This window comes from Bartonella quintana, assembly GCF_009936175.1.
Classification (GTDB): domain Bacteria; phylum Pseudomonadota; class Alphaproteobacteria; order Rhizobiales; family Rhizobiaceae; genus Bartonella; species Bartonella quintana.
This window is the reverse complement of record NZ_AP019773.1, coordinates 478330-495313: the sequence shown is the minus strand read 5'-3', so window position 1 is coordinate 495313 and position 16984 is coordinate 478330. Positions and strand designations below refer to the sequence as shown.

General features: G+C 40.8%; 14 protein-coding genes. All 14 read right to left on the bottom strand.

Annotation, left to right across the window (positions count from 1 at the left end):
- Nucleotides 1-46 precede the first annotated feature (46 nt).
- Entirely contained in the window at nt 47-1348 is a 1302-nt protein-coding gene (gene ftsA / locus MF1_RS01910; RefSeq protein ID WP_014924273.1) for a cell division protein FtsA, read from the bottom strand.
- On the bottom strand, nt 1345-2253 hold the full coding sequence (locus tag MF1_RS01905) for a cell division protein FtsQ/DivIB (protein WP_161510340.1): 909 nt from the start codon (nt 2251-2253) through the stop codon (nt 1345-1347). Before MF1_RS01905 ends, ftsA begins: the two co-directional genes overlap by 4 nt.
- Nucleotides 2241-3161 (bottom strand): D-alanine--D-alanine ligase, encoded by a 921-nt coding sequence (locus MF1_RS01900; protein WP_161510339.1) that lies wholly within the window; start codon nt 3159-3161, stop codon nt 2241-2243. The genes MF1_RS01905 and MF1_RS01900 overlap by 13 nt, the downstream gene beginning before the upstream one ends.
- A gap of 250 nt (nt 3162-3411) precedes the next feature.
- Complete coding sequence (gene murB, locus MF1_RS01895) at nt 3412-4380, bottom strand: UDP-N-acetylmuramate dehydrogenase (RefSeq protein ID WP_034449436.1); 969 nt, start codon at nt 4378-4380, stop codon at nt 3412-3414.
- Nucleotides 4358-5785 carry a UDP-N-acetylmuramate--L-alanine ligase gene (gene murC, locus MF1_RS01890; RefSeq protein WP_161510338.1) on the bottom strand — a complete coding sequence of 476 codons (1428 nt, stop codon included), beginning with the start codon at nt 5783-5785 and terminating at the stop codon, nt 4358-4360. Before murC ends, murB begins: the two co-directional genes overlap by 23 nt.
- A complete protein-coding gene (locus tag MF1_RS01885) occupies nt 5769-6905 on the bottom strand; it encodes a UDP-N-acetylglucosamine--N-acetylmuramyl-(pentapeptide) pyrophosphoryl-undecaprenol N-acetylglucosamine transferase (protein ID WP_161510337.1) in 1137 nt (378 codons plus the stop codon). The genes murC and MF1_RS01885 overlap by 17 nt, the downstream gene beginning before the upstream one ends.
- Nucleotides 6895-8052 carry an FtsW/RodA/SpoVE family cell cycle protein gene (locus tag MF1_RS01880; protein ID WP_042995591.1) on the bottom strand — a complete coding sequence of 386 codons (1158 nt, stop codon included), beginning with the start codon at nt 8050-8052 and terminating at the stop codon, nt 6895-6897. The genes MF1_RS01885 and MF1_RS01880 overlap by 11 nt, the downstream gene beginning before the upstream one ends.
- Before the next feature lie 130 nt (nt 8053-8182).
- Nucleotides 8183-9583, bottom strand: a complete 1401-nt coding sequence (gene murD, locus MF1_RS01875; RefSeq protein ID WP_161510336.1) for a UDP-N-acetylmuramoyl-L-alanine--D-glutamate ligase — start codon at nt 9581-9583, stop codon at nt 8183-8185.
- A 4-nt stretch (nt 9584-9587) separates the two neighbouring features.
- Complete coding sequence (mraY, locus tag MF1_RS01870; RefSeq protein WP_011179606.1) at nt 9588-10658, bottom strand: phospho-N-acetylmuramoyl-pentapeptide-transferase; 1071 nt, start codon at nt 10656-10658, stop codon at nt 9588-9590.
- 22 nt (nt 10659-10680) lie between these two features.
- Nucleotides 10681-12102 (bottom strand): UDP-N-acetylmuramoyl-tripeptide--D-alanyl-D-alanine ligase, encoded by a 1422-nt coding sequence (locus tag MF1_RS01865; RefSeq protein ID WP_161510335.1) that lies wholly within the window; start codon nt 12100-12102, stop codon nt 10681-10683.
- Nucleotides 12099-13550 carry a UDP-N-acetylmuramoyl-L-alanyl-D-glutamate--2,6-diaminopimelate ligase gene (locus tag MF1_RS01860; RefSeq protein ID WP_161510334.1) on the bottom strand — a complete coding sequence of 484 codons (1452 nt, stop codon included), beginning with the start codon at nt 13548-13550 and terminating at the stop codon, nt 12099-12101. Before MF1_RS01860 ends, MF1_RS01865 begins: the two co-directional genes overlap by 4 nt.
- A gap of 23 nt (nt 13551-13573) precedes the next feature.
- Nucleotides 13574-15316 carry a peptidoglycan D,D-transpeptidase FtsI family protein gene (locus MF1_RS01855; protein WP_161510752.1) on the bottom strand — a complete coding sequence of 581 codons (1743 nt, stop codon included), beginning with the start codon at nt 15314-15316 and terminating at the stop codon, nt 13574-13576.
- The gene (gene ftsL / locus MF1_RS01850; protein WP_011179610.1) at nt 15316-15720 is read right to left on the bottom strand and encodes a cell division protein FtsL; all 405 of its coding nucleotides are present in this window, start codon (nt 15718-15720) and stop codon (nt 15316-15318) included. Before ftsL ends, MF1_RS01855 begins: the two co-directional genes overlap by 1 nt.
- Nucleotides 15717-16715, bottom strand: coding sequence for a 16S rRNA (cytosine(1402)-N(4))-methyltransferase RsmH (gene rsmH / locus MF1_RS01845; RefSeq protein WP_014924286.1), 999 nt, complete (start codon nt 16713-16715; stop codon nt 15717-15719). The genes ftsL and rsmH overlap by 4 nt, the downstream gene beginning before the upstream one ends.
- Nucleotides 16716-16984: the final 269 nt, after the last annotated feature.

The window sequence follows — 16984 nt, the reverse complement described above, 5'->3', positions numbered from 1 at the left end:
GCAAGCCAAAGCGATGAAAATTAACTTTACTTCAATAGACACTTACTTAAAAACTCTCACGCAACCACTGACCAACACACTGAAAATACCCACGTGTGCCCGTCGATAAATGATTCACTGCAGCCTGTACTGTTTTTTCTTCAAAACCCATCAATTGCGGATAAATTAACAATCCAACAGCAGATGTAAACGCCGCTCCCTTTGCAAGAGAAGGAAGCCTAGAAATGCCTAAAGGCCGCCCTATACGAACATTTCTTCCCAATATAGTACGGGCCATTTCTGGCAACCCTGTTAACTGGCTTGCTCCTCCGGTCAAAATAACACGCTTACCAATGATGTGACCAAAACCAGAACGATTCAAACAATCACGCACCATCTCCAATATTTCTTCAACACGTGCACGAATGATACGTCCTAGAACAGCACGTGGATATTGGATTTCACCAGGCTTGTTGCCAATCTCTGTCACATTAATCATATGCCGCTCATCAGCACTTGTCAGAAGTGCTGAACCGTAGACAACCTTTAAACGTTCTGCTTCGGTAATAGACATAGAGAATCCACGCGCAACATCGAGAGTCACATGATATCCCCCAACGGCAAGCGCATCGGCATGGACAAATTTTCCTTCAGAAAATACTGAAAATGTTGTTGTTCCACCACCAAAATCAATACAAGCTGCTCCTAAATGCGCCTCATCATTCATCAAAACAGCAAGACCACTTGCAAAGGGAGTTACAACCATTGCTTCAACGCTCAAATGCGCACGATTAATGCAAGCTTCTAAATTACGTAAAGACGCTGTTTCCGCTGTTACAACATGCACATCTACACCAAATAATTCCCCTGTCATGCCGATAGGATCAGAAATTCCTTTATCTCCATCTAATACATAAGAGACTGGAACTGAATGCAAGACATGGCGCTCAGCATCAAAAGCTTTGTGCGAAACATCTGCCAATGCCATACGCACATCACGCTTAGTTACTTCACGACCATTTAAACGTACCATGCCATTGATAAAGGCACTTCGTAATCGGCTTGAGGAAAAGTTCACAATCACCGAATCCACCACCAAACCAGCCATTTTTTCTGCAGCATCAACAGCCAACCTTATTGATTGCTCTGCTGCAAACATATCCATCACAACACCGGATTTGATACCGCGTGAACGCTGTACTCCAAAGCCTAGAATTTCCATAGAGTGAGTACGACCATGTAAATAGTGTATATGCTTCAAAGGACGCAAACAAGCAATAAGACATACAATTTTACTAGATCCTACATCAAGAACCGTTAAAAAACGGGTTTTGCGCCCCCCACCATGATGTGATCTGAACAACATCATAAATTTCCTGCCTTTCGCGTGTTTAAAACACGTTTTTCTGCCACCACAGCAGCACGATGACGTTCTAATGCTTCATCAGACAAAGAAACTGTAATACGATCAGAAAGACGTAAATCAACACGTAAAACATCACGAGAAAAAAGATCTTGCACTATACCTGACTCAATAAAAGAATTAAGCCTTTCAAAGACACCCTTTTCAGGCAACATAACGCGCATCCCATTATCTAAGATCAGATCCCAACGCCGATCACCTACACGAACATAAGCGCGCACATGATCAAATAACTGCGGATATTTAGAAAGGGCCTGAATAAAGTCTTTGGCAGCATTTTGTGCACCCTGACCAACCACGAGAGGCAAACCCTGAACTACCCCCCTTTGAAAGGGCACAATGACGCGGCCTGTACTGTCGACAATATCCATCATGCCATCATGCTGCCAAATTGCATACGGCTCACGCTCCACAACTGAAATACGCACAAGGTTGGGATAAATCTTCTGAACATTCGCCAATTGAATCCAAGCCTGCTGCTCCAAAAGAGACCGCGCTCTATCAACATCAAAAGTGAATATAGATGGGGCAGTATCAAGCCCTAAAATTCTCAAAATTTCCTGTTGCACCACGCGCTTATTGCCACTCATATCGATATCGGTAACCACAAAACCAATATCCGATACTGCAGTTTTCGCAATCATTCCCATACGACCATTTGATGAAAACCCGTAAAGCACCGTAATCAAGAAAAAAAATAAAACCGCAAAAGAACCGAAATGGCGAGGCACATAAACACTGGTAAATACAAACTCAAACATAAACCGGAGAAAGCGACGATAAAGACGTGGGAAAACCGGCACTGAAAGCACCTGAAGAACATTTGTTTTATCAACATTCAACGCATACACGACGCGTCCTCCACCATCCACTGAACAATATCGCCATAAGTACGACCACTCGCTTTTGCAATATCAGGAAAAAGAGACGTTGGTGTCATACCGGGTTGCGTATTAATTTCAAGCCAAACCAACTCTCCGGTTTCCTCATTAAAACGAAAATCAGAACGGCTAACACCTCGACAACCTATCGCCTGATGTGCTGCTAAAGACATTCTTTGCACATTTTGGTAAATATTTGGTGAAAGCTGTGCAGGACAAATGTGAAGAGAGCCACCAGATTTATATTTTGAGTCATAATTGTAGAATTGAAAATGCTTGTCAGGAAAAATTTCACAGACATCCAGCGCCTCATTTCCCAAAACAGCACAAGTAAATTCACGACCAGGAATATATTTTTCAACAATTATCTCATCTGCATAAACCCATTCAGCCCCCACAACATTCCGCGGTGGAGCAGATTCATTTTCTTTTACAATAACCACACCAAAACTTGACCCTTCACACAGAGGCTTAATCACATAAGGAGGTTCCATGGGATGCTCTCTCCCAACAGCAAAGCGGCTCATAATACAAGAAGGAGCAACAGAAACACCAACACTCGCCACAACAATTTTTGCGCGCCCTTTATCCATTGCCAGTGCTGATGCCATCACTCCAGAATGCGTATAGGGAATTTTCAAATATTCGAGAACACCCTGAATACAACCGTCTTCACCAAATGGCCCATGTAGTGCATTGAAAGCAACATCAGGTTGCAACCGCTCAAGAACCGAAGCAATATGACTATCCACATCCACGCGACTTACACGATACCCCCGTTCTTCAAGAATATCAGCACAAGCAGTCCCTGAAGACAAACTTACAGACCGCTCAGAGGAGCTCCCCCCCATCAGCACAGCTACATGCTCACCTTTCATAACAACTTATCCTACTTTGTATACTATATATAGACAACAGAGAAACCATTAATACCATATACAGGAAAGATTAAGATTTATCCTTGCGAATCAATAACCTAGCATTTTGCATAATGAATCAGACTCAGACGTCTGACGCAAGAGATTCTTTGTTAATTTATTGATTTTTAATGGATTTTTTTTATTATCTCTTTGAAATGACTCAATTTTTTATTGTAATTTTTTTATTGCACTGAACAAATCAATTAAACTAGCCAAAAGAAGGAACAATACGGCTTTGTTCAAATTGACCGATACGCTGTATTTCCCACTGTAATAGGTGAGCCGAATGAGCAAAAACACGAGCACGCACTGTTTCTCCCAATGCTTCAAGATCATAACCTGTTGCTTGCCCTGTATTAATCATAAAATTACAGTGCATTTCACTCATTTGAGCTCCACCAATCTGCAAACCACGGCATCCTGCCTCATCAATAACGCGCCACGCAGAGATATTTTCAGGATTTCGGAATGTTGACCCACCGGTCTTTTCACGAACAGGTTGTACTGTTTCCCGATGAAGAGCAACTTCATCCATAGCCGCACGAATATCGTCTCTATTTCCTGGCTCGCCTTCTAACAAAGCAGCAGTAAAAATGAAATCTTTAGGGATAGCACAATGACGATAAGAATAATGCATATCTGCCAAACTCAAGATATGATGCCGCCCTTTACGATCAAGGGCGTAGACCTCAACAACACGCGCAGCTGTTTCAATACCATTAGCCCCTGCATTCATTTTTAATGCTCCTCCAAGACCACCAGGAATACCATGATAAAAATGAAAACCTGTAATCTCGGCCTCCAAAGCTGCCGCTGCTAAATGTTTACCCGCCGTAGCAGCACCAACCAGAAAGCGCTTTGGAGAAACCTGCTGCACTTGCCCAAAACCTTTTGCTGAAAGACGAATAACAACTCCAGGAATCCCACCATCACGTACCAGAAGATTAGAACCAATTCCCACAATTGTTACAGAAATAAATTCAGGCAAAGTTTTAAGAAAGAGAGCTAAATCTGCCTCATCAGCAGGCTGATAAAAAAGCTCAGCCAAACCACCAGTGCGAAACCACGTTACCTTCCGCATATCAACATTAGGCGTAAGCTTGCCCTTTATATCGCCTAACGCCGGTTGCAATTGCGCCAACAGCGCTTCACCATCAATCAACTGAAAATTCATCATTGTTATCAAGTACCGCCAACTGGTGAGGCAAAGCAGCAGCCCATTGTGTGATATTGCCAGCACCGAGAAAAACAACATAATCATCAGACTTAGCAAATGTAGAAACAATTAAAACAACATCTTCCAAACAATGAATCAAGCGTACATCACGATGACCAGCCATTTTAATATGCTCTACCAATTCTCTAGCACCAAAACCAGCGATTGGTGCTTCACCAGCTCCATAAATCGGTGCAATCAACACTGTATCTGCATCATTAAAACAAGCAGCAAAATCATCAAACAAATGGTACAAACGTGAATAACGATGGGGTTGCACAATCGCAATCACGCGCCCTTTTGCACTCTCACGCGCTGCATATAAAACAGCCTTTATTTCAACAGGATGATGTCCATAATCATCAAATATTTCAATGCCACGCCAACTTCCTGTTTGCGTAAAACGCCGTTTTACTCCACCAAATTCTGCTAAGCCCTTTTTTATAGATTCATTTGAAATGCCAAGTTCATGAGCAATAGCAATCGCCGCAGTTGCGTTCGAAACATTGTGCTGACCAGACATTGGCAAAACCAAATTTTTCAATTCAGTCTCTTTACCTGTTTTCCGCGAACGAATGAAAACGTCAAAATGCGTTTTTTGACCATCCATAGAAAGATTAAGAAAACGAATATCAGCTTGTGGATTTGTGCCATAGGTGATCACCCAACGATCATCAATACGACTAGCCAAAGACTGAACCTCTGGGTGATCAAGGCACAAAACAGCAAAACCATAAAAAGGAACATTCTCTACAAATTGCCGAAAAGCCTCACGCACAGCACAAAAACTCCCATAATGGTCTAAATGCTCACGGTCGATATTGGTAACAACAGCAATATCCGCAGGCAACTTTAAAAAAGTACCATCACTTTCATCGGCCTCAACCACCATCCAATCGCCACTCCCCATACGAGCGTTCGTACCGTAAGCATTGATAATACCACCATTAATCACCATCGGATCAAAACGACCAGCATCAAGAAGCGCTGCTATCATTGATGTAGTTGTTGTTTTGCCATGTGTACCACCGACTGCAATTGCCCGACGAAAACGCATCAGCTCAGCAAGCATTTCAGCACGTCTCACAATCGGCAAATGCTTTTCTTTCGCAGCAATATATTCAGGATTTGTTTTTTTAATAGCAGTAGAAAGAACAACAACCTCTGCATCCCCTAAATTTTCAGCATGATGACCTATCTGAATGTTAATTCCTTTTCCCCGTAAACGTTCAACATTTGCACTATCAACGTGATCAGATCCTTGAACTTTATAGCCAAGATTATGCAAAACCTCCGCAATTCCACTCATGCCAATCCCGCCAACTCCAACAAAATGGATAAGGCCTATATTAAACGGCATTTTCATCAAAAAACTCCTCTCTTACATCTGACAGCGACCGCCCCGCAATCAACGCTTCAGCCATATCAGCAAGGCGACGAGTTGCATAAGGTTGCCCAACTTTTTTTGCAGCAAGCGCTTGTTTTTCCAATAAGTGCGGTGCACAACAAGCTTGTGTTAAGAGAGAAGCAAGTCTTTGCGCAGTTAAATCTTTTTCTGATACAATTTGAGCACCTCCCACACGAGCAAGCAGTGCTGCATTCGCTGCCTGATCATGATCCAAAGCATAGGGATATGGAATAAGCAAAGCAGGACGTCCAATCACAGCTATCTCACAAACGGATGAGGCACCAGCACGTGATAAAATAAAATGAGCGTGCGCCATACGTTCAGCCATATCATTAAAAAAAGGCGCGACCTCTGCTTGCACGCCCATACCGCGATAAGTTTTCATCAATTCTACAATCTCACCGCGAACTTGCTGAATAATCCGTAAACGTCGACGTATCTTATTATTGAGCAAAGCAATTGCTTCAGGAACAATTCGTGAAAAAAAAGAAGCCCCTTGGCTACCACCAAAAACCAAGAAATGAAATGGCTTCTCACCCAATGAAGGACGATACGGAATCTTTGCCGCTTTGAGCACAACATCACGCATAGGATTACCAATCAAAAGCGTTTTATGAGCATGAGGCCCAGTTTGTGATAACAAACCACCTGCTATCGCATGCACAAAAACTGCCAACACCCGATTAGCACGCCCCATAATGGCATTTTGCTCATGAATAAATGTTACGCACCGCATTAAAACCGCAACCAAAAGAGGAGGGAAGGTAGGATAACCACCAAATCCACCAACAAGAACAGGACGCAATTTATAAAAAAGCGCCAATGATTGGCCCATTCCCTTTAATAAAATCCAACATGTTTTTATAAGTGCAAAAGGATGGCGTCGTGTAAATGTTGCTGATGAAACTATATGCGTATGTTCTTCATCAACGCAGCTTACAAAACATTTAGCTCTTCTATCCGTTACCAAATGAACATCATATCCACGCTGCCTTAACTCAACAGCAACTGCCTCTGCAGGAAAAAGATGTCCACCTGTACCACCAGCCACCAACACAATAACTTTTTTATGAGCCATAAAGGGTATCCAAGACAACACAAGAGGGAAAAGCTGAAAGGCGTGCTTCTGGCCAGCGACGTGTTAAACTAAGCAAAATGCCCATTGAAAGTGCAATCGCCACCATAGATGAACCACCATAAGAAATAAAAGGCAATGTCATACCTTTTGGAGGGATTAAATGAAGATTAACCGCCATATTAATTGCTGCTTGGAAACCAATCATCATCGCGATACCAGTAATACCAAGCTGTATAAATGAATCACGGGTATTCAATGCTATATATAATGAGCGCATGACGATAAAGCCATAAAGCACCATAATCAATAAACAAAGAATAATACCATATTCTTCAGCAGCAACAGAAAACACAAAATCTGTATGGCTATCAGGAATGAGACGTTTCACCGTTCCCTCACCTGGTCCCTGTCCAAACCAACCACCGTTCAAAATAGCTTCACGCCCTACATCCACTTGAAAGGTGTCACCTTCACCTGTCAAAAAACCATTGATACGTTCGCGTACATGATGAAGGAAAAGATATGCTAAAAAAATTCCTACAATACCTAAAATGAGAAATAAGAAAATAAAGGTAAGGGATACACCAGCAACAAAAAACAAACCACCCCATGTTGCACTTATTAAAAATGTTTGACCAATATCAGGCTGTAGAACAAGAAGCACACAGCAAAAAGCATAAAGTGCAGTAGCTAACGTGTAACCGGAAATACTCCTACGCTGTATCTGTTCCGAAAAAAGCCAAGCTGACATAACCACAAAAGCTGGCTTCATAAACTCTGAAGCTTGTACAGAAAAACCAAACACACGAATCCACCGCCGCGCTCCTTTTAATTCTGAACCAAAGAATAAGGTTGCGACCATCAAAACAAACGTTGCAATTAACAAAAGAGCACATAAACGGCGAATATTACGCAGTGAGAAAAAAGAAAGAGTAACCATCGTAAAAAACGCTGGAATACTAAAAATGATATGCCAGCGCACAAAATAAAAATTATCCGCAATTCCGATTTTTTTTGCAATCATGGGACTGGCAGCAAAAGACAGCATAATGCCGATCCCCATTAAAATCAAACACGCTGCAAAGATAGAGCGATCAATCGTCCACCACCAATTAGAAACTGGGTCTCTATCTGCACGCGTAACCATCATATTCACCTTATCCTTTTCACAATTCTACCTAAAGTGATATGGTTCCCCATTTTTTAGAAAACATTCCAAAAACTGAAGTACATGAGAAAAGATTCTGAAGTATTAACAAAAAACATTTTTAAAAAATTTATGATTCTTTTAACTGCATAACAAAAGAAACAAACGCTTCCCCGCGCACTTCATAATTTTTAAATTGATCATAACTTGCACAAGCAGGTGAAAAGAGAACCACAGCCTCTTTCGCCTTGCAAAACATTGCGTCAACAGTGGCTTCATGCACCGCATTTTCCAAAGTTAAACTCATCGAAAAAGGAAAAGCAGATCCAATAACGCCAGCAAATTCTTGCGCTGCCTCCCCAATCAAATAAGCTTTGCGAATTTTATGAAAAAACCCTCTAAGAGCTTCAATCCCCCCTTCTTTCGCCTGCCCTCCAACAATCCAAAAAATATCATCAAAAGTAGAAAGGGCAGGCGCTGATGCCTCTGCATTGGTAGCCTTGCTATCATTGATAAACAAAACTGGTCCCATTTTACGCACCTGCTGCATACGATGTGCCAACCCTTTATAACTTGCTAAATACTTTTCTATATGCGGATCAGAAATTTTTAAAGCCTGTAATGTTGCTAACACCATAAGAGCGTTTTGGGCGTTATGGCTCCCGCGCAATGCAGTCATATCAGCGAGATCTGCAAGCATATGACGTTGCCCTTGGCAAACAGAAAAGAGCTTAGTCCGATCCGCATAAAAACCATTTTCAACAAAATGTCCCTTGGAAACTGCCCCAACTTGATGCCCTTCATCAAGCAATTGTTGATACAAAGCCTGACAAACTGCATTATCAACTGAAATAAAGGCATAAGAAGCCCCTGTAACTAAACGCCTTTTGGCTTGCACATAAGCAGCAAAACTTCCATGACGATCAATATGATCCGATGTCAAATTTAACAAAAGACCAATAGTTGGCTGAAGTGATGGTGTAAGTTCAATTTGAAACGATGAACATTCAATCACATAAATACGTTTTTTCACAAATGGCTTAAGCGTTAATATTGCAGTTCCAATATTTCCCCCCATCTGCACATCATAGCCCATTTGTTCCAACAAATGAGCAAGCAAAGCTGTCGTTGTTGATTTCCCATTTGTGCCCGTAATAGCGATAAACGGAACATCTTGATCACGAAAACCAGAGTGTTGTAAAAAATGGTTACGCGCACGAACAAATAATTCAATATCACCAATAATTTCTATATCTGCTTGACGTGCTTTATCAACAACCCAATGCGGTTGAGGATAAGTTAAAGGAACTCCAGGTGCAAGAATCAATGCAACAAACTCTGACCAGTTCTCATATTGAAGATCTCTCGTTGGAATATTTTCCCTCTTGGCCGTATGCACACCTGAAGGATTATCATCCCAGGCAACCACTTTTGCACCACCACTCATCAACGCTTGTGCAGCAGCTAATCCAGATTTTCCCAATCCAAAAAGAGCAACTTTTTGCCCCTTATAACACGTACAAGAAATCAAAATTTCACCGCAATTTAAGTGTTGAAAGGCCAACCAAAGCAAGGACTATCGAAATAATCCAAAAACGTATTACAACTTGACTTTCAGTCCAGCCTTTTTTCTCAAAATGATGGTGTATCGGTGCCATAAGGAACACACGCTTTTTTTTTAATTTGAAATAACCAACTTGAATAACAACCGAGAATCCCTCCAAAACAAAAAGCCCACCAATAAGAGCTAAAACAATTTCATGCTTGGTTGCTACAGCAACAATGCCTAAGAGCCCTCCAAGCGCCAACGATCCAGTATCCCCCATAAAAATAGCCGCTGGCGGCGCATTAAACCATAAAAAACCAAGCCCTGCACCAACAACAGCTCCCAGTAAAACAGCCAACTCACCCGTCCCCGATACATAATGTATTTGTAGATAATCAGCAAAATTTATATTACCAGAAAGGTAAGCAATCAAAGCAAAAGACAAAGCAGCAACCATCACAGGCACAATAGCCAACCCATCAAGACCATCGGTCAAATTAACTGCGTTCCCAGTCCCTACAATAACAAAAGCAGAAAAAGGAAGGAAAAACCAGCTCAAATTGATAAAATAATCTTTCACAAAGGGCAAAGCTAATCCGGACGAGCCAACTTGTAAGAGAACAAAAGCAGCAATAATCGCAATCAAAAATTCCAAACTTAACCGTGCCTTACCAGAAAATCCTTTCTCCGTTTGTTTCGTTACCTTAAGATAATCATCATAAAAACCAATCATCCCAAAAGAAAGCATAACGAATAACGATACCCAAAAGTAAATATTCGATAAATTACACCACAAAAACGCTGATACCACAATGCCGGTTAAAATCATCAAACCGCCCATAGTAGGTGTGCCAGCCTTTTTAAAATGTGTTTGAGGACCATCAGCGCGAATTGGTTGCCCTTTTCCCTGTCGCAATTTAAGAGAGGCAATAATGCTAGGCCCAAACAGAAATACAATGAGACCCGATGTAAGCATAGCCGCCACAGTACGAAAAGTAATATAACGAAAAACACTCACACCTGGAAACCAATCGCTAAGTGAAGAAAAAAACAACATCATAACATAAAAAAACCTATCAAAGTTATAGAGAAGCCACTTTATAGTGATCAAGCAGTGCAGTCACAATATCTGATGAATAAAGACTACGGGATGATTTAATCATAAGCAGATCCCCATTGGAAATTTCTGCAAAAATAAGCGGTAAAATTTTTTCAATATTTTCAGCATAATGAACCTTAACATAAGCGGACAAATCAATAGCTAAAAACTTCATTGCCTCACCAAATAAAAAAACTGGATTAGCACTAGAACGACATATTGGCTTTACTAAATCACGATGGAGTTTTTCACTATAAGCTCCTAATTCGAGCATATCACCCAAAAGAGCAATTCGCCTTCCCCCCACACCTACTGGTCCTGTCGCAAGCAGATCAAGAGCAGCACGCATAGACGCGGGATTAGCATTATAGCTTTCATCAATTAAATGAAATTCGCCTCCATTTGGTAAAAACAGTTGATAACGAACACCACGTCCCTTTTGAAGAGAAAAACGGCTCAAAGAAAGCGAAACACACGCAAAATCAATACCAATGACATCACAAGCCGCAATAACAGCTAAACTATTTTGTACAATATGTCGTCCGGGGGCACCAATTTTAATCACCTTCTCCTGCCCCCCAATATGAACAATCATAGAAGAAAAATCTGTTCGAAGACGTATGTTTCTCGCTTGATAATCAGACTTTTCAGCCTCACCAAAACTTAAGATTTTTTTCACACCACATTGTTTTGCTTTTCGGACTAAATAAGAAAAAAAACCATTATCCGCATTTAAAAGAGCCACTCCTTCTTCATCTAGTCCTTCAAAAATTTCAGCTTTTGCATCCGCTATTCCTTTAAGATTTTTGAAAAAACCCATATGTCCCGCAGCAATATGCGTAACTAAAACAACATGCGGACAAACCAACTTGACCAGAGAACGAATTTCATCTGCATGATTCATACCAATTTCAAAAATACCGTAATCACTCTCCACAGGCATCCGTGCCAGGGTGAGCGGCACCCCCCAGCAATTGTTTAAAGAAGCAAGATTCGCATGAACCTTTCCAACAGTTGCAAGCACTTGTTTCAAAGCTTCTTTTGTTGTCGTTTTTCCCACAGAACCTGTTATCGCTATAATTTTAGCTCTTGAACGCTTACGTGCAGCTTGCGCAAGTTTTTCTAAGGCTTGCAAAACATCAGGAACAACAATCAGTGGAGCGGATATTTTTTCCATGTCAGTCAAACGATTTTCTGCAACAATAAGAACGCCTGCACCTCGAGCATAAGCTTGCGCAGCAAAATCATGACCATCAAGATGATGCCCTTTAATACAGAAAAAAATATCGCCTTCTGTCAGAGTACGACTATCAATAGAAATCCCAGAAAAAGTTTCCGGCATACAGCCAATTACAAAGCCATCAATTGCTGCAATAAGCGCCTGTTTATCCCATAAAGCTGTCATCTCATCCGTTCCTGCAAAGAATCAATCGCTTTCAAACGATCTGAAAAAGGATATGTTTTTTTCCCTATAACTTGACCATTCTCATGACCTTTTCCCGCAATGATTAATGTATCTTCTGCTTTTAGAAGCCCAACTGCATAAGAAATAGCTTCACCACGATCTGCGATTTCTATTGCTCTTGGTGCTGCTTGTAAAATATCCTTGCGGATTTTTTCTGGCATTTCCGTGCGAGGATTATCATCCGTTACAATAACAATATCAGCCTTATTTTCTGCAATTTTCCCCATCAAAGGTCTTTTTCCTTGATCGCGATCACCTCCGCAACCAAAAACAAGGATTAAACGTCCTTGTGTAAAGGGGCGAACAGAAAGCAACACCTGCTCTAAAGCTTCTGGTTTATGCGCATAATCTATATAAACAGGAGCATTATTTTCTGTCTTTCCAACTAATTCTAACCGTCCAGGTGCTCCCTGCAAAACTTCAAGCGAATGAAAAACCTTCTTAGGAGAGATACCTGTTGCAATTGCTAGTCCTGCTGCCATAAGTGCATTGGTCACCTGAAAATTTCCCGCTAAAGGCAAATCAAATGTATAAATATTGTTTTCCACACGACATTCAACACACTGTTTCAAACGTTGATGTTCAATACGATTAATAGTGATAAATTTTCCTTTACGCCCAATTGTTAAAATCCGACGGCGCGCTTTCGTAACAATATCAATCACCTTTTGCGAATAAATATCATCTGCAAAAACCAAAGCAGGAGCATCTTGAGGCAAAAGTGTATCAAATAGCCTCATTTTAGCCTGCAAATAATCCTCTACGTCTTTGTGATAATCCATATGATCACGCCCTAGATTGGTAAAGGCAGCAGCAGTTAAACGTACCCCATCCAGTCGACTTTGATCAAGCCCATGCGAAGATGCCTCAAGGGCGGCATGTGTAACACCTTCATTGGACATTTCATAAAGGAGGCGTTGTAAAACGACTGGATCGGGTGTTGTGAAAGAACAAGAATCATTCCGGTGAGGAGAAACAATACCTACTGTTCCTATACTGGCAGCACATAATCCAACATGTGTCCAAATTTGTCGAAGAAAAGAGACAACTGATGTTTTACCACTTGTACCTGTCACAGCTACTACTATTTCAGGTTGAGAACCGTAAAAACGTGCAGCTGCTATCGCTAAACTATGGCGAACATCCAAAACATGCAGAACAGGAACAGAGAAATTCTCAAGAACAGCATTACAATCTGTAACGATTGCTTGTGCACCACGCTTTATAGCATCATTGATATAGTGTCTACCATCATCTTGATTGCCTTGAAGAGCTACAAAGACATAGCCCGGTAAGACTTGCCGAGAATCTGCGGTTATTCCTGTTATTTCCATTGAAAAAAGACGACTATTTTCAATACATTCTGTAAAAACTGTTCCAAACAACATGCCAACGCACCTTTATATTAATTTTACCGTTGTTTCACTAATCTTGAACTGTTCTTTGTGCTTAAAATAGAATCATATTCTTTCTTAAAGTCTGGTTTTATTCCAAGAAAACTAGCTGAGCGACGCACAATATTAGAAAGCATTGGCCCAGCATTCAATCCTGCTGTTGCGGCATATTTTCCATCTTCAGGTTTAGGTTCATCGATAATTGTTAAAACAACATAAGCAGGATCTTCAATAGGAAAAGCAGCAAGAAAACTATTGAAATTTTTTGTTTTAGAATATTTTCCATTTTCAACTTTTTCCGCTGTTCCTGTCTTACCACCAACACGATAACCTTCTACTTTTGCATTACGCCCAGAACCAATATCGCTATTTAACTTATAAAGATAACGCATATTTTGACTTGTTTTAGCTTGCAAGACTTTTTTTGCCTGTTTCAAAGCTTGCTCTTTTGTGCGTTTTAAAAATGTAGGTGCAATCAACCAACCACCATTCATTAAAGCAGCAGCACCTACTGCTGTTTGCAAGGGGGTTGTTGCCATACCATGCCCAAAAGAGATTGTCATCGAATGGATATCCTTCCAATGACGTGGCACAATAGGATGAGTAACCTCAGGTAATTCTGTAGTTAATCGATCAAGCAAACCAAGTTTTTTCAAAAAAGCGCGATGTTTTTCAATCCCAATTGCCAATGCTTCTTTAGCAGAACCAATATTCGAAGAATAAATAAAAACCTCCCATAACGTTAAAGGACGATTTTTGCCGTGAAAATCATGAATGATGTATCCACTACTTGCTTGTATTGGTTTTGAAGCGTCAATAAGACTGTTTAAATGAAACATATCTGAATCAAGTGCCATCGCAGTCGTAAAACTTTTCATGATAGATCCCATTTCAAAAGCTCCCGCAGTTATACGATTTAAGCGATCACTTTTCAAAGCATCAACAGGATTTCCAGGATCAAAATCTGGGACAGATACCATAGCAAGAACTTCATTAGTGTGGATATTTAAAATAACAGCCCCTGCAGCAATCGCTTTATAGCGCTTCATTGCCTTTATAAGTTCATCATGCACAATTGCCTGAATACGTACATCTATCGAAAGTTGAATTGGCTTTAATGCTTCCTCAGTTGCGAGACCAGCAGAACGCAACGCACTTAAACCAGCATCATCAATATATTTTTCCATACCCGCTATACCCTGATTATCAACATTCACCATGCCGAGAATATGCGAAGCCACAGAACCACCTGGATAAAACCGGCGAATTTCAGGACGAAAACCAATCCCTGGGATACCAAGAGCCATAATTTGGGCCTTTTGTGTTGGCGTTAACCCACGCTGAATCCAAGAAAAACCAGACTTTCTTTTTAGGCGTTTATAAGTTTCATGCCAATTAAGATCAGACAAAACTGTTGAGAGCAATTCAATTGTTTCATCTACATCAATAACACGTCGTGGTTCAGCAAAAAGCGAGTAAGTTTTAATATCTGTCGCTAATAAACGACCATTACGATCAATAATATCAGGCCGTGCAGTTAATTGAAGAACCCCTGGACCTTTTGCTTCTTCAATCTGCCCACCTTCAAGCCCATAAGAAATAAGGCAAGCCCCTATAACGCCATATAAAATAAGGAAACAGAGCAAAGAAAAAAGTAAGCGTGGACGAGCAGAATACGAACGACGAATGGAGAAATTACGAAAATCCAACTGGTTATTTAAGCGCTTTTTCTTCTGGGAAAAGAGAAAAAATGATTTCATCATCGCACGCCTTTTTGAACAATCTCATTCACCTGAGAAGCACGATTATTCGCTAAAATATCTTTCCCTTCCTTCAAGATATTTTGTTTAATCACTTCTCCAATTTGATCATGTACACGTACTGGAATGTCCTCAAACTCTACAACTTGGCGAGGCTGAATAATCTCTAAACCTAGTTCTTTTTGATAATGCTTCGCAAGTTTTTGCATGCGTGAAGGCTCTATCATCACAGCCCATTCAGCATAAAGCAAACTCACTGTATTTTTTTCTGCAGCAATTTGATGTTCAAGACGACGGACTTCGCTCATCCGTTTTTGGACATCATATTTGACCTTATAAGTAAGGCCTGCCATACAAATCATAATCATTACTAAAATCATATCAAATGTACGAAAAACTGTCATTTCTTGCTGCCTTCAAAACTGGCAATCCCTGCAAAATCAAATAATTTTATATCTTTAGCAAGACACTCCGCTTCAGTACGTATACCAATACGCAACCTAGCAGAACGTGAACGAGGATTTTGCTGGAGCTCTTCTTTACTTGCCGTTATTGCACCTTTAAACAAAGAAACAAATGTTGCTGGAGCCGCCTCTATTTCAGGAAGATAACGTGATCTCCTACACCTTCCTGAACGAGCAGAAAAAAATCTTTTGACCATACGATCTTCAAGAGAATGAAAACTCACAACACCCAAACGGCCTCCTGGTTTCAAAACGCTTTCAGCAGCGAATAAGCCACGTGCAAGTTCACCAATTTCATCGTTAACATAAATGCGAAGAGCCTGAAATACACGCGTTGCAGGATGAATGCGATCTCCCGGTTTACGTCCCACCAGTGCCTCAATGGCATGAGCAAGATCACCTGTACGCAAAAAAGGTTGAACACAGCGGCGCTTTTCAATCATCCGAGCAATTCGGCCCGCATAGCGTTCTTCCCCTAATATTTTAAAGATCCGAGCTAAATCATCCTTTTTTAAACGATTCACCACATCGCCAGCCGTAAAACCAGTCTGAGCCATTCGCATATCTAATGGACCATCTTTTTGAAAAGAAAATCCCCTTTCAGCTTCATCAAACTGCATTGAAGAAACACCAATATCCAAAATAACAGCATCCACCTTCTCTTCAACGACGCGATCCAACTGTGAAAACTCCATTTGCATCAAACGAAGTCGTGGAAAAAATTCATCAACAAGCGATTGTCCCTCACGAACAGCATGAGGATCACGATCAAGAGCAATAACCTGTGCACCCGCATTTAACAAAGCACGCGTATAACCACCAGCACCAAAGGTACCATCAATCACTTTTGCCCCAATCAATGGCATAAGCCCAGCTAAAACTGGCTGTAATAACACTGGAATATGGCGCTCAGCTCTGTTCCCTGGTTTTGTCAAAATAATCCGTCTTGATTTATGCTTTATTTATGCTTTTTCAAATCAATAGCTATCAATGGCAACTGATGCCAGGATAGGAAACTTCAACTTTCCTTTCTACCACAATGAAAGAAAATGACGCTAAAGTTAACCCAATGCATATTCTAATGCCTTATACTTAAAGAAATGTTATAATTTTAAAAAAATTCTTTAATTTGAGTGTCCCCTTCAAAAACATGCAGTCCATAGAAAAAAGCCTGTGTGCAACACTCAATGTACAATATCAATTA